The sequence below is a fragment of the Saccharicrinis aurantiacus genome (assembly GCF_947489045.1).
GTDB lineage: Bacteria > Bacteroidota > Bacteroidia > Bacteroidales > Marinilabiliaceae > Saccharicrinis > Saccharicrinis aurantiacus.
The window spans coordinates 93,281-112,430 of record NZ_CANLCN010000006.1; the positions used below are offsets into that span (position 1 = coordinate 93,281).

Below are 19,150 nucleotides of genomic sequence, written 5' to 3' on the forward strand. Positions count from 1 at the left end.
GAAGTTCTAAGTAAGTTGGTACTGTATGGTACCAACCCTTAGACATTCTTAACAAAAAATATAAAGTTATGGGTAATCCTAAAGGTTTCATGGAAGTTGGTCGCAAAGAGAGTGGCTACCGTCCAATTAGTGAGCGAGTAGATGATTACGGTGAGGTAGAACAAACATTGAACGAAGGTGATAGAGTATTACAAGCATCAAGATGTATGGATTGTGGTATTCCTTTTTGTCACTGGGCTTGTCCTGTAGGAAGTAAAATTCCAGAATGGCAAGATGCGATATATAAAGGTGAGTGGAAACTTGCCAGCGATATTCTTCATTCAACAAATAGCTTCCCAGAATTTACAGGACGTATCTGTCCTAATCCATGTGAGAAATCATGTGTTTTAGCAATTCATGATGAGGCAGTTACTATTAGAGAAAACGAAGCTTCTGTAGTAGAAAAAGCATTTGCTGAGGGTTATATACAACCAAGAATTCCGGTAAGAAGAACTGGAAAAAAGGTTGCAATAATTGGAGGTGGACCTGCTGGTTTATCAGCTGCCGACCGCTTGAATCAAATGGGGCATACAGTTACGGTTTTTGAAAAAGATGAAGCTGTAGGAGGATTATTAAGATTTGGTATTCCAGATTTTAAACTTAACAAGAAGGTAATTGATCGTAGAATCGATATCTTTGAAAAGGAAGGTATTATCATTAAAACTAACCAATATGTTGGTTTTGATGTTAAAGGCGCACAACTTTTAAAGGATTTTGATGCAGTTGTTTTAGCAATTGGAGCAATGCAACCAAGAGACCTACCGGTTGAAGGAAGAGAGTTAAAAGGAGTTCACTTTGCGATGGAGTTCTTAACTCAACAAAATAGAGTAAACCGTGGTCAAAAGTTTGCTGCAAAAGATAGAATTGACGTAAAAGGTAAAAACGTCTTAGTTATTGGTGGTGGTGATACTGGTTCTGATTGTGTTGGTACATCAAACCGTCAGAAGGCGAAGAGTGTTACTCAAATTGAGATTCTTCCAAAACCTCCAGTTAAGCGTGCCGATGAAAATCCATGGCCTTATTGGCCAACAACACTTAAAACTTCATCTTCACATAGCGAAGGTTGCGATCGCCAATGGAGCTTAAGTACTAAGCGTTTTATTGGTCAAGGTGGTACTCTTAAGCAAGTAGAACTTGTTGAAGTAGAGTGGTCAAAAGATGAAAATGGTGGATGGAAGATGAATGAAAAAGCAGGTTCTGAGAAAATAGTTGATGTGGACCACGTTTTTCTTTCAATGGGATTTGTTCATGCAATTCATGAAGGTATAGTAAAAGAAATTGGTGTTGATACTGATCAAAGAGGAAACCTTAAAATTGATGGTAATTATCAAACTTCGGTTGATAAGGTATTTGCAGCAGGTGATTCACATAATGGAGCGAGTTTGGTTGTAACAGCCATCCAAAAAGGGAAGGAAGCTGCCATAAACGTGGATAATTTCCTTATGGAAAAAGAATAAGTTAAAATTGAAATAAAGTTAGAAAGGTGGATTTCCAATGGGAAATTCACCTTTTCTTGTTTTATGTTTATCTTAATATAGATTGATCAAGTTGTTTTAGTAAGATTGTGGATGTAAGGAGTTAGTAGTGTTTGTGTTAAAGTGTCAGATATTGGCTTACTGGTAAAATGTGTATATTTGCGCCATTCAATCAGAAAAAAAACAAATAACATGAATCAACAAACAGATTTATCAAACGGACGTCAAATTATTATTGGTGTTCAGTTTCTCTTTGTGGCTTTTGGTGCCACAGTATTAGTGCCACTATTAGTAGGAATCGATCCATCAATAGCCTTATTCTCAGCAGGTGTTGGTACACTTATTTTTCATTTTATAACTAAAGGAAAAGTACCTGTATTTTTAGGTAGTAGTTTTGCATTTATAGCCCCAATAACTGCAGCTACAGCAGAGTTTGGCTGGACTGGAACCTTAGGTGGTATTGTTGCTGTTGGAGTTGTTTATTCAATAATGTCTTTTGTTATAAAGTGGAGGGGTGTTAACTTTATAAAAAGAATATTCCCATCAGTAGTTGTAGGGCCTGTAATTATGGCTATAGGTTTGTCGTTGGCTTCGGTTGGAGTTGATATGGCTTCAAGTAATTGGATTATAGCAAGCATCTCTTTGCTTTCAGCAATAATTGCAGTTGTTTATTTTAAAGGAATACTACGATTAATACCTGTTTTTATAGGTATAGTTATTGGTTATCTCACATCAATTGCTTTGGGCGCTGTTGATTTTAGTACAATTACCAATGCTCAGTGGTTTGAGTTGCCTGCATTTCAAATGCCAACTTTCAATATCGAAGCAATTATTTATATGATACCTGTTGCAATAGCTCCGTTAATTGAGCATGTTGGAGATATCTATGCAATAGGAGCAGTTGCCGAAAAGGATTTTATTAAGGATCCAGGGTTAGACAGAACAATGCTTGGAGATGGTGTTGCCACTAGTTTAGCCGGACTTTTAGGTAGTGTGCCAAATACTACTTATTCTGAGGTTACAGGTGCAATAGAATTAACCAAGGTTACTAACCCTCGTGTACTTAGAATTACTGCTATAGCTGCTATTGTATTTTCAGTTGTTGGAAAAATTAGTGGTTTCTTAAAATCAATACCAACAGCCGTTTTAGGTGGTATTATGTTATTGCTTTTTGGGATGATTGCAAGTGTGGGTATAAAAACCTTAACAGAGTCAAAGGCTGATTTCCACAAAACACGTAATATGGTTATTGTATCAGTAATCTTAACTATAGGTATAGGTGGAGCTTCTATCAATTTTGGTTCCTTTTCATTGGCAGGTATTGGTTTAGCATCGGTAGTAGGTGTTATTCTTAATTTAATACTGCCTGGGAAATCAAAGGAAGTGCATATGGATAAGTAATATCTTATATAACATTTATCAAAAACGCTTAACGTACATATATGTTAAGCGTTTTTTGTAAGACTATTTTTTTACTCTTAATGAGTATACATCTTTATTTGGGCGTACCCATAAATCTGTAAAATATCCACTTTTAAGGAGCTTGTTTTTCATAGCCTTTGTTTCGGATAGAGTTGTAAAGTGGCCGATAGTATAGCGGGTATATCCATCATTACAATTGTGCTCTTTTACATTTTTAATTCCTTTGCTTGCAAATAAGCTAAAGTCTTTGATACGTTTAAGTTTCAGTGCATATACTTGTATTGTATACCCATCAACTTCTTCTGAGCTCTTTATCTTTATGTTTTCAGTTTCTGATACATTAGAGTTATCTATAATAATCGGTTTGTTTTCCTGTTTAGGGTATGATTCTGCTAGTGGAAGTGTCTTGTGATCAATAATCTCTAATTCATCTATAATAGGAGTTGGGATTATCATTGGCTCTAATTCTCTTTTCAGTGGAGCTGCCATTGCTATGTCTACAAATGGAACAGAATGTTTTGTTTTTATATAGCTTAATTCCTCGGTGGCATTTATATATTTTGTAATCTCCTCAGAATTATTCTCTTCAGTAATAGAATATTGATCACCAACTTCTAGAAATAGCATATACTTGCCATCCTCTTCATCTGGGCGGTATTCTCCAATTAGTTTATTGTCTTCAGTTCTTGTTACTAAAACACGCATCTTGCTATAGTCCTCTCCTAAACTAGAATCAATAACACCCTCAACAACTGCTAATTCAGTGTTTGAATTGTGTTTAAACTTAACAACATATATATCAGAGCCTCCATAATTATCGCTAAAGCGTGATGATGCATAATACGCTCTGCTTTTATTTATAGTTGGAGTAAAAAAGAAATCATCGTCTGGTGTATTAATAGGGTAACCCATATTAACCGGGATGCTCCACTCTTCATCATCTTGCTTTTCACTATAAAAAACATCTAACTTACCCATTGAATTATGTCCTTCTGATGAAAAGTACAAGGTTTTGCCATCATAATGAATTTGGGGTGTTTCTTCATCATATTCCGAGTTTATCTGAGGTCCTAAATTTCTAGGTTCGCTCCAACCACCACTTTCTAATCTGTTGCAAACATATATATCTAATCCTCCATAACCATTAGGCCTATCGCTTGTAAAATAAAATGAATTCATGTCGGAAGACAAAGAACCATGCGTTTCTTCGTAGTGACTATTTATTGGTTCAGGGAACTTCTCAGGGTGTGTCCATTCTGTTCCATCGTACTTTGACCAGTATAGGCTTTTACCATGTTCATCATTTCTAAATAGTACAATTTTTCTGCCATCAGGAGAGATTGAAGCGGCGGATTCATGTTCGTAGTGCTTAAAAAACATGGATAATAGTTTAGCCGATTCCCAATTATTCTTGTCCAATGAAACAGAATAAATTTTTTCTGCAAACTGGCCATCTTCAAGTAAGGGAAGTTTAATCCATTTCCTACGGGAAGTGAATATTAGTTCTTTTTCATCAACAGCTACTAACGGGCTATGATCGTCGTAAATAGAATTAATATTACTACCGAGATTAATTATCTCAATCTCAATTGGATTTTGAATAAAAAATGAGGCGTTATTACAAACATTAATTTCTTTTGAGATATATAATCTAGTTAGCGAATCTAACTCACTGCTTGAGTTGAGAATTTCGTTATAAAGAGAAATTGCCTTGTTGGGTTCAAGCATTACTTGGTGGGCTTCAGCTAGCGATAAACGGAGCTCGTTACCAACATAACCTCTGTTTTCACTTTCGGTTAATTTGCTAAGGCCATCTTTAAAACAAATAACTGCAGTGTCTGCTCCATTCGAGGTGTTAAGATAGCACAAGCCCATATTGTACAAGGCATCTATGTGCATTGAATCTATGCTAAGTATTTGTTTGAAATTGTATATGGCTTCATTATAATTTGCATATTCAGCAAATTCCATGGCCTCCTCAAATAACTTATTTGTTGACTTCTTTGTCTTTTGTGCAAAAGTAATTGTGCTTATGAGCAAAAGAAAAAAGCATACAATATTTTTATTGAAAAACTTATTCATTCTATTTCATATGAGTTCACTTTTGGGAAAGGTATTAGGTAATTAAATGCCTAATATTGGACGTTTACGAACTAAGTTAATATAAAGTTGTGATTAACAGCATCTTTTATTGCAAAAGATAATGAAGAGTTAAAAAGGTTAGATTAATGATATGATATTTATGATTAATTGTTTTGAGGAGCATTTAAAATAAAACCAACTTTGGGTATATTATCAATACTAACATTTCTGTCTTTCTTTAGGTACTTTCGGAGTTTAGCTATAAAAACATCTAAACTTCTGCCATTAAAATAATCGTTATCACCCCAAATATCTATCAGAATGTTATCGCGCTTAACAACGTTATTTATGTTTTTAGCTAACTGATAAAGTACATCACTTTCTTTTTGAGTTAACCGTTTTTGGTCTTCCTCATGGTGTAAATGCAAGTTTTTTACGTCGAATGTGTAGCTTCCTATTTCTATTGGATCATTAATTTGTTCCTCTATATTCTGAGTACATCTTTTTAAAATTGATTGAATTCGGCATAGCAATTCATCCTCATCAAATGGTTTGATAATATAATCATCAATACCGATATCGAAACCTTTAAGTTTATCTTGCTTTAGTACTTTGGCAGTTAGAAATACGATTGGAATTGAGTCATTGGTTTTACGAATGTTCTCAGCTAAGGTAAATCCATCCATTTCAGGTAGCATTACATCTAATAAACAAAAATCGTATTCAGTTTTATAAAATGCATCAAGACCCTTTTTTCCGGTTTTGTATAGGTCAACTTTAAAGTTTTTTGATTCTAAAAAATCGACCAGCAAAAAACCCATGCTTTCGTCATCTTCAACTAATAGGATGTTAGTTCTCATTTGTGATGTTTGCTAGTTTAAATGTAAGTTTAAAAGTAACTCCTTCGCAATTATTATTAGTAACAGATATACTTCCGTTATGTTTTTCAACTACTTCCTTTACAAAAGCTAACCCGATTCCGAATCCTTTTATATCATGAATGTTGCCTGTGGGGACTCTATAGTATTTTTCAAATATTGAATTTAGTTCCTTGTTGGGTATACCAATACCATTGTCTTTAATGTAAAATGTTAACTCGCTATGGTTTGAGATTGTTGATAGTTCAATTTTAGGCTTATTGTTGTTATACTTTAATGCGTTATCCATAAGGTTAGAGATTACTAACTTAATCAGTTTAACATCACCAATAATTGTCTCGGCTTTGTCAGTTAACTTTAGTATTAATTCTCCATCCTTATTCTTTATAGGAATCTTAAATCCTTCAGTACAATCTAATAATACATTGTTAAAAGAAAACCTCTGGGAGTTTTTAGGATCAATATTAGTTATGCCTTGTATATCAACAATGTGACACTCCATTCTTTCAGCCTCATTTTTAATGAGATCAACGTATTTATTTAGTTTTGCATCTTCAGTTTTCTTTTTTACTAGGTTTGATGCAAATTTTATATTGGCTATGGGTGTGTGGAACTCATGAATCATATTATCAATAAAAAATGAGGTGCTTTCTAACATTGATTTCTCTTTCGAGTACATCCTATATGAAACATAAAAGGAAATCATTAATAAAATGATACTTGCAATGGATATATAAAACAAGGTTCCCATTTGCGCATAAACAAACTTACTTGAATCAGGAAATTGTATTAATAGCTTAATACCATTTTGTTCTAATAATCCATTTAATGATTGCTCATAGCAGGTCATGTTTAAGTTACGCTCTGTGTTATCTTCGTTGTTTAGCTCAAAAGTATAGTCTAAGTTAATTTTATGAAGGGATAAATTAGAACTAATGATGCTATCAACTTTTTGAAAGTTAACCGAACGCACCTCTGAAGAGCATTTATGGCCACAAACATACTTGTTCATATTGCTGCAGGTTTTTGCGGCCCGCGCTATCTCATCTCTCGATTCTTTAAGTGCCATTACTACTCTGTGGTTAAAGTTTCGAGCCTCAATTTTACTCGCCTTTACCATAAAGAGTACTTGAATAACGATTAGTGTTAATAGTATTATAAAGGTAGAAATACCCAACACCAGATGTTTATTTAGTTGTTTATTGCTCAATTGTATAATGTTTTATTTGAGACAAAAATAAAGAATTAAAGGTTCTTTTTTATACATTTAACAAGTTGTTAACAGCCGTTGGAATATTATTGTCATAAATTGCAATCAGTAGAAAAGAAATAATTTAATCACTCAATTAATATTTTATTATGAAAAAGAAATTAGCAGTATCGTTTTTATTTATGTTTATGGTTGCTTTAGCTGCACCTGTAATGGCTACAGAAATGATTCAAGAGCCTGTAAAGACTGAGAAAAAAGAAGAGAATAAGTGCGACAAAGAATGTAAAAAGGATTGTTGCAAAAAAGAATGCACTAAAGAGAAAAAAGAGTGCTGTAAGAAAAAGTAATCACTTGTTTAAAGTGAGTTATCAAGCCATCTTTATTTATAAAGATGGCTTTTTTATGTTTAAAAGATTATTTTTGCTCATAAATAATCCCTAATTATGAGACTACTTATTGCAATGGCTATTTTATTAATTTCAAATAGTCTTTATTCAATTAATACTGCAGATAGTATTTATCAAATAGCAGAAGAACTTATTGATTCTGAAAACCTCGAAGAACTGCATGAGTTAGCATTTAGTTTGAGATCTAAACAATCTGAGGTGGCAGAGGATTTATCTAAAAAGCTCATTGCTAATGCAGGAGAGTCAATAAAACATAAAGGCTTTGGTTATCATGATTTAGGAGAAGCCTTATTCTATCAAGAAAAATACCATGATTCACAAGAAAAATTTTTAATTGCATTGGAGTATTTTGAGCAAGCTTCTAATGAGAAAATGATTGCCAAATGTTATAATGATATTGGCACTATAAAGTTAAGGTTAGGTGTATATGATGATGCATACGAATACAATGAAAAGGCCTTAAAACTGCATGTAGAATTAGGTGATAGTTTATCGCAAGGAAAAGATTACCTAAACATGGGAGTTATATTTGGGCTTAATGGTAAATATGAAATGGAAGCTGAATGTTACAGTAAAGCATTAGGCATATTTCATGAATTAAATGATAGTATAAGAGCGGCAGATATATCTATTAATTTGGCACTTATCCAGGTTGAGCTTAAGAAATATGACGAAGCTAAAGCTTCGAACTTATTCGCTCTTGATTTATATAAAACCCTAAACAATCGAAGTCGAATTGCCGCTATCTATACTAATTTGGGATATCTGCACCTTAGTACAAAAGAGTATGATCAAAGTAGGGTATACTTTGATGATGCGATATCTCTTTATGAAGATATTAATGAAAAGTTTGGTTTACTACATGCTTTACAAGGTAGGGGCGATTTGTTTGTGATTGAAGGTGATAAGGCGAAAGCCATTGAAACTTACTTAAAATGTGAAGAAGTTAATGATGGCATTGGTATATTGAGTGTTCAGGTTCTGAATCTTAAAGCTCTATCTGATACATATAAAAGCATGAATAATTTTGAGAATGCTTTACGTGTTTCTGAAAAATACCACATTATAAATGATAGTATTTTTAGTAAAGAGAGTAGAGATAAGTTTTTAGAGTTGGATAAAAAGTATGAAAGAGATAAAAATCTTAATGAAATTGAAGTTCTAAAATCGAAGAATCGATTCTATTATATAATTCTCATAGCAGTAATATCAATATTAATACTAGGATGTGTATTGGTTTATTTCAGATTTAGATATAGGAGATTGCGCAATAAGGAGAGGTTGTTACAGTTAGAGCAGAAAGTGCTACGTACCCAAATGAATCCGCATTTTATATTTAACTCACTGTCGGCTATACAGTGTTATATTTTGGATAATAAAGTAATTGATGCAGTTGATTTTCTTGCTGATTTTGCGGGTTTAATGCGCATGGTTCTGGAGTACTCACAGGAGGAATATATAACCTTAAAACAAGAGTATGATTTGTTACAATACTACCTTTCATTACAGAATAAGCGTTTTGGAGAACGGATTAATTATACAATTGAAATTGAAGAGGAACTAAAAGATTCGAACTATAAAATACCACCGATGCTGGCACAGCCTTTTATTGAGAATTCATTTGAACACGGAGAACTCAATAAAATGGAAAATGGTTTAATCGAAGTTCGTTTTAAAAAGTATAGTCACGGACAAATAAAGTTAGTTGTTGAAGATAATGGTGTAGGAATCAACTCAAGTAAAGGTACCGATAAAGGACATAAATCATTAGCTACATCAATAACTAAAGAACGATTGAAGATTATTAATAAAACCAATTCGTTAACAAAATTGCAATTAAGAGTAGAAGACCGTTCTGTAAGCGGGAAACAGGGAACAAAGGTTGAGTTTACGATTCCAGCATTTAGTTCAAACTAAATGCTGATTCTATTTATTTCCTGCCAAAGTCGGCTGGAATTTCACCCCAATGCTTAGTATCCCACTTCAAAATATCCTGTTTGTAGGTGTTGTTCTTGAGCCATTCTTCAGCACGTTTAATTACTTCAAACAGGTCTTTTGTTTTAGCATCAAGCGGTAACTTCGATCTACATTTTTTTGCTTTTACCCATCCCATAGCAATTTTAGAATCGGTATAAATGGGGAGATTCATCTTTTGCTGCTTTTGGTAAGCTAAGCCATGTACTATTGCTAAAAATTCACCAATATTATTTGTGCCTAAAGGAAATTTTTTGATAAATATTTGAGTTCCTGAAGCTGTATAGACACCCTGATACTCCATTACACCAGGGTTTCCACTACATGCTGCATCAACAGAAATGCTGTTTGCAATAATATCATCATTAAAAGAATCTGCTAAAAATGAAACGCTTTCTGACTTAGGTTTTTTACCCCAATATTTCTCAGGATCATCATTAAAAGCATATTCCGCTTCACTTAATGTTGGAAAACCTTTATAGCGAACATTACTTACTCCTTTAATATTTACCTGACATTCGTCCCAACTAGTGTAAATACCAGGTGAATCACCATTCCATACAACGTAATACTTATTCTTTTTAGCCATTAATTAACCTTTAAGCGCAGGTAAAAACTGAGTGATTAGATTGGCAAAGTTAGTTAAGAAAAGTCGGATAGCCATAGCGAGTAAAATAATTCCAAAGAACTTTTGAAGTACATAAACGCCTCCTTCACCAATTAGCTTTTCAACCTTCCCTGTTGATCTTAAAACTAAATACACCACAATTATATTTAGAGTTAAAGCTATTAATATGTTAATTGTGTCAAATTCAGATCTTAAAGATAATATTGTAGTAAATGAGCCTGCGCCTGCAACTAAGGGAAAGGCAATAGGAACAATACTTGCACCACTAGGAGAATCGTGTTTAAAAATATGGATACCAAATATCATCTCAAAAGCCATTACTAACAATACAAATGAACCAGCAATAGCAAAAGAAGAGATGTCTACACCAAACAATCCTAGTAAGGGTTCTCCCACAAAGAAGAAAACAACAAGAATAGCATATGAGTATATAGCTGCTTCTCTGGCATTAATTTTATTGCCTTTTTTCTTTAGGTCAAGAATTAAAGGAATAGAGCCTAAAATATCAATAACTGCAAAAAGTACGATAAAGGCCGAAACGATTTGTAAAAAGTTAATTTGCATTGTTTTATGATTTAAGTTGTTTGCAAAAGTAGTAATTAAGTACAATGAATCACTAAATAGAAATATGATTTTAGTTGGATATTGAGCACAAAAAAAGGCTGTCTCTGAGGAGACAGCCTTGTGATGAAATCTTATATAATTAGATTACTTAACAAGTGTCATCTCTTCAATTAAGTTGGTTGCACCGGCGTATTTATCAATTACAAATAATACGTAACGGATATCAACGTTTATACATTTCTGTAATTCTGTTTCAAATGCGATGTCCCCACTCATAGCTTCCCAGTTACCATCAAATGCTAAACCGAATAACTCACCGTTTGCATTTATAACCGGACTTCCAGAGTTACCTCCTGTAATATCATTATTTGTAGTAAAGCAAACATGTAAAGAACCATCCTTATCAGCATACTGACCATAATCTTTTGTTTCGTATAATTCTTTTAATTTTGCAGGTACTTCAAACTCATAGTTTCCTGGCTGCTCTTTTTCCATTACGCCCTCAAGTGTAGTAAAGTGCTTATAAATAACGGCATCCTTTGGTTCGTAATTACCAACTTTACCGTAGCTTAAGCGCATTGTAAAATTAGCATCAGAATAATAAACTTTATCAGGATTCATTGCCATTAGTCCCTTAAGGAAAAGGCGATTATTTCTATCCTCAACCTCGTTATATTGTGTTAGTCCTCCTTGAATTTCTTTATATTTCTCGATTGCAGAAACTGCTGCAATGTAGACAGGATCTTTCTGAAGAACTTTTAAAGAAGGTTTTGCCAAAAAGGTTTCAAATTTCTCTTGAGAGGTGAAAACAGATTTTTTAAATACAACGTTGGCATAAGCTGTAAAGTCGTTTTTGTATTTCTTAGCAACTACATCGTTGTAAAACGAAGGGTAAAACTGTGCATCAATATAATCATGATAAAGCTTTAACATTGTTGCAAACACCTTTTGATCTAGATTAACATTGTAATCTTTGTAAAAAGCTTCTAAGCTTGCATTAATGCTATTGGTAATTTCAGAAACTTTTTCTTCGTTACCTTCTTCTAAAGCATCTGCTAAGCGCGATGTTTTTGTACCTAAGCTAATTATCTCAGTACCTCTAAACATACACTCAATCATATAATATTGAGCCTTAAGATTAGTTGCTCTTTTCGAATAAGCGTTTTCAAGTTCACTTAAAACAGATCCGTAGAGTTCTTTTCTTTCGTCAGATTCGTTTATCCATGCAGCAAATTCGGCTTCAATTTCTCTTTTGCTATCAATTACCTTAAGCTTTTTTAAGCCACGGTTCATACCTATGGAGTTTTTCCAATAGTTTGTACTTCGGCTATATTTTGAGGCATATTGAATGTTTGTTTTTTCGTCGGCCATCATGGCTTCGTGCCATAATTCTTGTTTTGCACCGCGAGGAATAATACGTGAATCATTCACAATATTCATTCTTTCCTCAATTCCCCATGATGTTAAATAACGATTTGTACTTCCAGGGAAGCCAATAGTCATTGCAAAATCATCCATTTCAACTCCTTTAAGCGAAACAGGTAGGTGATGTACTGGTTTTAAGGGTACATTATCTTCAGAGTATTCTGCAGGGTTCCCATCTTTATCAGCATAAACTCTAAACATACTGAAGTCACCAGTATGACGAGGCCACATCCAGTTGTCAGTATCAAAACCAAATTTGCCAATTGATGATGGAGGAGCTCCTACAAAACGAACATCAGTGTATTTTTGGTAGGCAATAATAAAGTATTGGTTCCCTTCGAGGTAACTTTGAACTGTAATAGTTAACTTATTATCTTTAGAAGCTTCTTCAATAAGTGCCTTTTTATTCTCAGCAATTATTTTGTTACGCTCGCCTTCTTCCATAGCATCAGTTGTACCTTCTAATACTTTTTCGGTAACATCATTCATGTATTTAAGGAAAGTAACAGCTAAGCCTTTAGAAGGTAATTCTTCCTCTAATGACTTTGCCCAAAAACCATCTTTTAGGTAATTGTGATCTACAGAACTCAATGCCTGAATATTTCCGTATCCACAGTGGTGGTTGGTAAGAATTAATCCTTTATCTGAAATTAACTCACCTGTACATCCGCCTCCAAAAATAACTACGGCATCCTTTAAACTTGAGTTATTAATGCTATAAATATCTTCAGCAGAAAGCTTAAGACCCATGTCATTCATTTGGTTGACGTTTAACTTCGAAATTAAAGGAAGAAGCCACATCCCCTCGTCAGCTTTAACGCTTCCTGAAAAGGCGATTAAAGCAGCGACAATTAACATTGTAATTTTTCTCATCATCTTTGTTTTATAATGCTCTTGAACGAGTCACACTCAAGGCATGTTGTATTGGATATTAATATTTTCTGTTATGAACCCTCTATTTACTTAAGGGAATTGCAAAATAAAGTACAATTTTGAGCTAAAACAATGATAATAACCCAATTTGTTGCACGTAAAAACTATAATTGTAGGGAAAGTTGTGTATCAATCAGCTTAAAGCTTTTACGGTGTAATGGAGTTTCTCCGAACTTTATTAATGCCAATTTGTGTTCTTTTGTTGGATATCCTTTATTTTTCGACCACCCGTAGTTTGGATATTCATCAGCATATTTTTGCATTAATTCATCCCTATGTGTTTTTGCCAATATACTAGCAGCTGCGATTGACCTGTATTTACCATCGCCTTTTATAATGCAAGTATGGGGGATTGTTTTATGTGCTTTAAATCTGTTGCCATCAATTAGTAAATGTTCAGGCGTTATAGCTAATTCATCAGCTGCTCTTTTCATTCCTATTATTGATGCGTTTAATACGTTTATTTTATCTACTTCTTTATTATCAACAAAGGATACAGCCCAAGCAATAGCTTCCTTTTCAATAATTGGACGTAAAATGTTTCGTTGTTTTTCGCTTAGTTTTTTTGAGTCGTTTAAAAGCGGATGATTAAAATTTGGAGGTAAAATAACAGCGGCCGCAACAACTGGGCCAGCTAAACATCCTCTTCCAGCTTCATCACAGCCTGCTTCAATTAAATCTTTATTAAGGTACGAAGCTAGTTTGCCACTCATTATTAATTAGTTTTCGTTAAATATTACCTCAAGTACAGTTTGTCCTACTGCTTTTAGGGTATTTCTATCCACATTTTCCATAGTGTCGTCGTGGGTATGCCAATAGCTTCCAAAGTTACTATCAGTACTAGGGTCGTGTTGGATAATATCTATACAAGGAATGTTTAAATACTTATTCACATATACATGATCGTCGGTAATCATTCCACCCTTTTCGTATACAAAATAATTACCATAGCCTAATGCCTCAGCTGTTTTCCATACTTTTTTAACCACACGAGGTGCAAATTGTAAAGAATATAATTCGCGATTAAATGTGGCATTTGGCGCACCAACCATATCGAGTAATATTCCGTATTGTGCGTAATAATTTTCTTTATGAGGATTTTTACCCCAATATTGAGAGCCCAAACACCAGGTATCAGCCTTGTATTGTGCTCCTTCAAAGTCAGGAGTTCCATAATCTTCGGCATCAAAAAATATAATATCAATTCCAATTGGAAGATCTTTATTTTGAAGATTACGAGCAATTTCTAATAATACCCCTACTCCGCTAGCCCCGTCGTTTGCACCTAATATGGGTTGTTTCTGTTTCGATTTGTCTTCATCATGATCGGCGAACGGACGAGTATCCCAATGTGCAAAAAGTAAAATCCGGTTGTTTAATTCGGGTTTGTACTGACCAATGATATTTTTCGCATTTAGCAATGTATTATTAAAAGCTCTAACTTCAGCTTCTTGCACAATCACCTCGGCACCAAAGGAAGTTAACTTCTCAGATAAGTAGTTTGCACAGGCAAGATGTTCTTCTGTATTCGGTACTCTCGGACCAAAATCTACTTGAGTTTGAACATATGAAAAGGCTGAATCAGCATTAAAATGAGGAACATCAATTTTAGTGAGGTTCTTTTTTTTAGCTGAACTCGATGTTTTAGCTTTTGTACTATTGTTAGCACAAGCTAGTGATACAATCACTATAAAAATAAAGGCAATATTCCTCATTGTGAATTTTAATTAAATTAAGCTGTGGTTATTAATTATTTTCCCAAACGGCTCCGTCTTTTCCATCTTTAATACTGATGCCAATGTTTGCTAATTCATCACGTATTTTATCAGCGGTACCCCAATCTTTATTAGATTTTGCATCGGCACGCAGTTTAATGATTAGTTGCATTACATCATTTATTTTAGAGTCACCTGAGTTTTCACTACCTCCAAATTCGTTTTCTAAACCTAAAATGTCAAAACAAACGGTGTTCATAAATAGCTTAAGCTCGCTAAGGTCATCGTTTGAAATGGTGTTATTGCCAGCTAATATGTTATTAATAACTTTAACAGTATCGAATAAGTAAGATATTGCGATTGGGCTATTTAAATCATCAGCCAATGCAGTAAAACATTTTTGCTTTAACTCATCAATATTAACATTAGATGTTTCTGAAGGCTCAATATTATCCATATTCTGGATAGCTTCCATTAGGCGTTTTAAGCCTTTTTCTGATGCCTGAAGTGCACTATTACTAAAATCAAGTGTACTGCGATAATGTGCCTGCAAAATAAAGAAACGAATAGTCATAGGACTATATGCTTGCTCTAATTTAGGATGAGAACCCGCAAATAACTCTTCAAGTGTGATGAAATTACCTAGTGATTTACCCATCTTTTGTCCATCAATGGTTATCATATTATTGTGCATCCAGTAATTCGCAGGAGCTTTACCATTATCAATGGTGCTTTGAGCAATCTCACATTCGTGATGCGGAAATAGTAAATCCATTCCACCACCATGAATATCAAACTGTTCACCTAAATATTTTTTACTCATTGCAGAACATTCTAGGTGCCATCCTGGAAATCCATCACTCCATTTAGATGGCCAACGCATAATGTGTTCAGGTGCTGCTTTCTTCCATAAAGCAAAATCAGCAGGACATCTTTTTTCCGATTGCCCATCTAAATCACGTGTATTACTTAAAAGGTCTTCAAGTTTTCTGCCAGATAATATGCCATATGGATGATCATTGTTATACTTTTCAACATCAAAGTAAACAGAACCTTGGCTTTCGTAGGCATACCCTTTCTCAATAATAGAGTTAATAACCTCTTGTTGCTCGATAATATGGCCCGAGGCTCGTGGCTCAATACTTGGGCTATTAACATTAAGCATCTGCATATAATCGTGATAGCGCTCGGTATAGTAGTGAACTACTTCCATAGGTTCAAGCTGCTCAAGTAGTGCCTTTTTTGCAATTTTATCTTCACCTTCGTCTCCATCGCTTTCCAAGTGGCCAACATCCGTAATGTTTCTTACATATCTAACCTTATAATCTTGATGTTTCAGAAAGCGAGTTAGAAGATCAAAAGTGATAGCAGGCCTTGAATGACCTAGATGTGGATCTCCATAAACAGTAGGACCACAAACATATAGTCCAACATGATTGTCTATTAGGGGTTTAAACTCTTCTTTTGATCTACTTAAAGTATTATATATAAATAATGGAATTGGCATTATGTTAATTTTAAAGATGACATGAGGCACAAAATTACAAAAATCTAATCAATAGTGAATTGCTTGCTAATTTATTATTGATATCGTTTAAATTATATCTTCTTCAATTAGCTAATTAAAGTATAAAAAAGATAGCTTCGTCAAAAATGAAATGACTTTAACCAACCTTTTTGCTTAATTGCGTATACCGGATATAAGTTAAAAAACGTAATATTTTGAAGCACGATATTATACAAAGTAGTATAGCAAATAACCTGACAGACTTTTTAAGTTGGGAGGATTGCCTATACGAACTTTTTAGTCCGGAGTCTAATATTAAAGGAGAAGCTTTTTTTGCTAATTCAGTACTAATGTTGAATAAGTTTATAGGAGCTGATTATACTTTTATTGGAGTTTTTAATAAAGAGGATAGACGTGTTGAAAAGGTTGCCTTCTGTAATAAGTTTGAAAACCTAACGAACTATTCGTATAACTTTGATAATGCCCCATGTGCTGAGGTTTTAAATAATTCTTGCGTTTTAATTAACGATTACGTTCAGTTATCGTACCCTAATCATACAAAGTTTTTAGAGCTTGGGATTAAAGCTTATTTTGGAGTTCCCTTGTATAATTCAAAACGTGAAGTGATTGGAGTTTTAGCTTCTTTGTACACTACTCCTAAAGATACCTCCAAGCGAATAGAATCGCTTATGTATATGTTCTCTTCGCGTATTGGATCAGAGTTAGAGCATGTTGAAAAAGAGCGAGAGTTAAAAAGAAGAAATCTAGAATTGTTAGTTTTTAAGGAAGAATTGATTCGGAAAAATAAGGAATTAGACCAAATCAATAACGAGCTTAAAACAATATCAATAAATGTAGAAGAGAGTAATAAGTTAAAGACTTCATTTCTTGCTAATCTAAGTCATGAGATTAGAACACCTATGAATTCTATAATTGGATTTACAGAATTATTGCGTTCTGATAATCTTAGTAATGAGGAAAAGACAGAGTATTTAAATATTGTATATCATAACGGAAATCAATTAATGCGTGTGATGGATGCTTTAATTGATATTTCTAAACTTCAGGCACAAACGATATCTGTTGATAAAGATGAAATATCGATAGAGGAGATGTTGGCTACTTTACAACAGCAGTTTCAGGAGGAAGTTGCTAGTGCATCTAAGTCAATAGAGATTCAAGTCTATATTGATGAAATACCAGAGGAAGAAAAACTCGTAACTTATAAAGAGGCGATATATAAGTCTTTAGAGCATTTAATTGAAAATGCCGTTAAATTCACCAATAAAGGAATTATCAGAATAGGCTATACTAAACTGGAGGATTCATTTGAATTTTTTGTTGAGGACACAGGTATAGGTATTGAGAAAGGTAAAGAAAAATCAATATTTGAATTATTTAGGCAGGGAGACCTAAATCCTACACGTGAGTTTGGTGGAACAGGTATTGGACTTGCTATTGTTAGTAAATATGCAGAAATGATGAATGGGCAAGTATGGGCCGAATCGGGTAAGGAGAATGGTGCTTTGTTTAAAATGTCTATTCCTAGAGTTAAAACGCAGCCATAAGTAAACCGATATCTTTTGATGGTAAGGAGAACAACTCTCCCATATAGTGATTTGTTAATATGCCTTTGTAAATATATAAACCATCACTAATTCCTGGATTTTCTTTTATAATCTTATCTACACTTCCAGCTTCAGCAACATCAAGTATAATTCTTGAGAATATATTGCTGAGTGCAATAGTAGCTGTTCTTGAAACATGTGATGCAACATTAGGAACACAATAGTGCGTAACCCCATGTTTTTTAAATACAGGATGTGAAAAATCAGTACACATTGAGGTTTCAAAACAACCTCCTTGTCCCATACTTAGGTCGATAAGCACTGAGCCGGGTTTCATTTGCATAACCTGTTCTTCAGTAACCATATATTTTATGCCTGATTGCAAATATCTAAGGTTGCCAATCACAACCTCTGCCGTTTTTAAAGCTTTGGTTAATACCTTTGGAGATAGAACTGATGTAAATACTTTTTGTCCGATGTTCAATTCTAATTCTCGCAGGCTTTTAAAAGAATTATCAAATACCTTAACAGTTGCTCCTAAGCCTATTGCAGCCCTAGCAGCATTTTCGCCTGCCATGCCGGCTCCAAGGATAACAACCTCCGCAGGAGCAATGCCTGTTATACCTCCTAAAAATACCCCTTTACCGTTATGTGCCTTGCTTAAATATTCACTAGCTATCATAATAGATGTATAACCTTCAATTTCACTCATAATTCGTAAAACCGGATAGCATCTATTCTCATCTCTAATCAGCTCAAAACCTATAGCATTTACTTTTTTAGACATGAGTTTGAGCATACAATCACGCGACTGTTGTTGCACTTGAACTAATGAAATTATAGTTTGGCATTTTTTTACCAAGCTGACTTCATCAGGTGTTAGAGGAGATACTTTAAGTAATATTTCACATTCAAAAACTTCAGCATGAGATTTAACGATGCTTGCGCCTGATTCAGCAAATTGTTGATCGGTGTAATTGCAAGGTGCACCTGCTCCTGATTCAAATAAAATGGTATGTCCATTTTCAGCTAATAACTCTACACCTTGGGGGGTTAAAGCTAGCCTATTTTCAAATTTTGATAATTCTTTAGGTATCCCAATTGTTAACTTTTTCTGAGTGTGTTTTACCTCAAGCATTTCTTCTTGTGGTAGAAGAGAGGTATGAAAAAGTGGGAAATCTGAATTGCCAATTGAACTTGCCATTTCTTATCAGGATTATGAGATAATTAATGGTGTAAGGTAGTAAAATATGGCTGAGTTAACAAACTCCCTATGGGTTAAAGATAGCGAGCTTAGTAATACAATATTACTAAGCTCGCCAT

Annotated in this window: 15 protein-coding genes; 5 read left to right on the plus strand and 10 right to left on the minus strand. The window is 34.0% G+C overall.

Features of this window, described 5'->3' with window-relative positions:
• Positions 1–68: 68 nt before the first annotated feature.
• Both QMO11_RS08810 and QMO11_RS08815 read left to right on the plus strand, forming a co-directional pair.
• Positions 69–1,496 (plus strand): glutamate synthase subunit beta, encoded by a 1,428-nt coding sequence (locus QMO11_RS08810; RefSeq protein ID WP_282036941.1) that lies wholly within the window; start codon positions 69–71, stop codon positions 1,494–1,496.
• Between the two features lie 210 nt (positions 1,497–1,706).
• Complete coding sequence (locus tag QMO11_RS08815) at positions 1,707–2,915, plus strand: uracil-xanthine permease family protein (RefSeq protein ID WP_068474647.1); 1,209 nt, start codon at positions 1,707–1,709, stop codon at positions 2,913–2,915.
• 63 nt (positions 2,916–2,978) lie between these two features.
• Here the strand turns inward: QMO11_RS08815 and QMO11_RS08820 are convergent, their stop codons facing one another.
• From QMO11_RS08820 to QMO11_RS08830, 3 genes are all read right to left on the minus strand, one after another.
• Positions 2,979–5,018: a TolB family protein gene (locus QMO11_RS08820; RefSeq protein WP_282036942.1), complete on the minus strand. Its 2,040-nt coding sequence runs from the start codon at positions 5,016–5,018 to the stop codon at positions 2,979–2,981.
• Between the two features lie 164 nt (positions 5,019–5,182).
• Positions 5,183–5,878 carry a response regulator transcription factor gene (locus QMO11_RS08825; protein WP_282036943.1) on the minus strand — a complete coding sequence of 232 codons (696 nt, stop codon included), beginning with the start codon at positions 5,876–5,878 and terminating at the stop codon, positions 5,183–5,185.
• Positions 5,868–7,106: a sensor histidine kinase gene (locus tag QMO11_RS08830; RefSeq protein ID WP_282036944.1), complete on the minus strand. Its 1,239-nt coding sequence runs from the start codon at positions 7,104–7,106 to the stop codon at positions 5,868–5,870. The genes QMO11_RS08825 and QMO11_RS08830 overlap by 11 nt, the downstream gene beginning before the upstream one ends.
• Positions 7,107–7,255: 149 nt before the next feature.
• On the opposite strand from QMO11_RS08830, the gene QMO11_RS08835 reads away from it, so the two are divergent.
• Positions 7,256–7,453, plus strand: coding sequence for a hypothetical protein (locus QMO11_RS08835; protein WP_282036945.1), 198 nt, complete (start codon positions 7,256–7,258; stop codon positions 7,451–7,453).
• 96 nt (positions 7,454–7,549) lie between these two features.
• Positions 7,550–9,430: a tetratricopeptide repeat-containing sensor histidine kinase gene (locus tag QMO11_RS08840; RefSeq protein ID WP_282036946.1), complete on the plus strand. Its 1,881-nt coding sequence runs from the start codon at positions 7,550–7,552 to the stop codon at positions 9,428–9,430.
• Between the two features lie 13 nt (positions 9,431–9,443).
• On the opposite strand, the gene QMO11_RS08845 is transcribed toward QMO11_RS08840, so the two are convergent.
• The 6 genes from QMO11_RS08845 to cysS all read right to left on the minus strand — a co-directional run bounded on the left by QMO11_RS08845 (position 9,444) and on the right by cysS (position 16,259).
• On the minus strand, positions 9,444–10,076 hold the full coding sequence (locus QMO11_RS08845; protein WP_282036947.1) for a ribonuclease H1 domain-containing protein: 633 nt from the start codon (positions 10,074–10,076) through the stop codon (positions 9,444–9,446).
• Between the two features lie 3 nt (positions 10,077–10,079).
• Positions 10,080–10,679, minus strand: coding sequence for a MarC family protein (locus tag QMO11_RS08850; RefSeq protein ID WP_282036948.1), 600 nt, complete (start codon positions 10,677–10,679; stop codon positions 10,080–10,082).
• 144 nt (positions 10,680–10,823) lie between these two features.
• Entirely contained in the window at positions 10,824–12,977 is a 2,154-nt protein-coding gene (locus tag QMO11_RS08855; RefSeq protein WP_282036949.1) for a S46 family peptidase, read from the minus strand.
• A gap of 164 nt (positions 12,978–13,141) precedes the next feature.
• Positions 13,142–13,750, minus strand: coding sequence for a ribonuclease HII (locus QMO11_RS08860; protein WP_282036950.1), 609 nt, complete (start codon positions 13,748–13,750; stop codon positions 13,142–13,144).
• Positions 13,751–13,756: 6 nt separating this feature from the next.
• Positions 13,757–14,752 (minus strand): M28 family peptidase, encoded by a 996-nt coding sequence (locus QMO11_RS08865; RefSeq protein ID WP_282036951.1) that lies wholly within the window; start codon positions 14,750–14,752, stop codon positions 13,757–13,759.
• A 31-nt stretch (positions 14,753–14,783) separates the two neighbouring features.
• The gene (gene cysS, locus QMO11_RS08870; protein WP_282036952.1) at positions 14,784–16,259 is read right to left on the minus strand and encodes a cysteine--tRNA ligase; all 1,476 of its coding nucleotides are present in this window, start codon (positions 16,257–16,259) and stop codon (positions 14,784–14,786) included.
• Between the two features lie 215 nt (positions 16,260–16,474).
• Here cysS and QMO11_RS08875 point away from each other — a divergent pair, with 215 nt between their 5' ends.
• Positions 16,475–17,827, plus strand: a complete 1,353-nt coding sequence (locus QMO11_RS08875) for a GAF domain-containing sensor histidine kinase (protein ID WP_282036953.1) — start codon at positions 16,475–16,477, stop codon at positions 17,825–17,827.
• Here the strand turns inward: QMO11_RS08875 and QMO11_RS08880 are convergent.
• A complete protein-coding gene (locus QMO11_RS08880; protein ID WP_282036954.1) occupies positions 17,811–19,031 on the minus strand; it encodes an alanine dehydrogenase in 1,221 nt (406 codons plus the stop codon). The two genes, QMO11_RS08875 and QMO11_RS08880, sit on opposite strands and share 17 nt — an antisense overlap.
• Between the last annotated feature and the right edge of the window lie 119 nt (positions 19,032–19,150).

Excerpts from the sequence above, each read along its gene's own strand:
- QMO11_RS08865 (WP_282036951.1), bottom strand. The coding sequence starts at position 14,752 with ATGAGGAATATTGCCTTTATTTTTATAGTGATTGTATCACTAGCTTGT.
- QMO11_RS08835 (WP_282036945.1), top strand. The coding sequence starts at position 7,256 with ATGAAAAAGAAATTAGCAGTATCGTTTTTATTTATGTTTATGGTTGCT.
- QMO11_RS08860 (WP_282036950.1), bottom strand. The coding sequence starts at position 13,750 with ATGAGTGGCAAACTAGCTTCGTACCTTAATAAAGATTTAATTGAAGCA.
- QMO11_RS08880 (WP_282036954.1), bottom strand. The coding sequence starts at position 19,031 with ATGGCAAGTTCAATTGGCAATTCAGATTTCCCACTTTTTCATACCTCT.
- QMO11_RS08825 (WP_282036943.1), bottom strand. The coding sequence starts at position 5,878 with ATGAGAACTAACATCCTATTAGTTGAAGATGACGAAAGCATGGGTTTT.
- QMO11_RS08855 (WP_282036949.1), bottom strand. The coding sequence starts at position 12,977 with ATGAGAAAAATTACAATGTTAATTGTCGCTGCTTTAATCGCCTTTTCA.
- QMO11_RS08820 (WP_282036942.1), bottom strand. The coding sequence starts at position 5,018 with ATGAATAAGTTTTTCAATAAAAATATTGTATGCTTTTTTCTTTTGCTC.
- QMO11_RS08840 (WP_282036946.1), top strand. The coding sequence starts at position 7,550 with ATGAGACTACTTATTGCAATGGCTATTTTATTAATTTCAAATAGTCTT.
- QMO11_RS08815 (WP_068474647.1), top strand. The coding sequence starts at position 1,707 with ATGAATCAACAAACAGATTTATCAAACGGACGTCAAATTATTATTGGT.
- QMO11_RS08810 (WP_282036941.1), top strand. The coding sequence starts at position 69 with ATGGGTAATCCTAAAGGTTTCATGGAAGTTGGTCGCAAAGAGAGTGGC.
- QMO11_RS08850 (WP_282036948.1), bottom strand. The coding sequence starts at position 10,679 with ATGCAAATTAACTTTTTACAAATCGTTTCGGCCTTTATCGTACTTTTT.
- cysS (WP_282036952.1), bottom strand. The coding sequence starts at position 16,259 with ATGCCAATTCCATTATTTATATATAATACTTTAAGTAGATCAAAAGAA.
- QMO11_RS08845 (WP_282036947.1), bottom strand. The coding sequence starts at position 10,076 with ATGGCTAAAAAGAATAAGTATTACGTTGTATGGAATGGTGATTCACCT.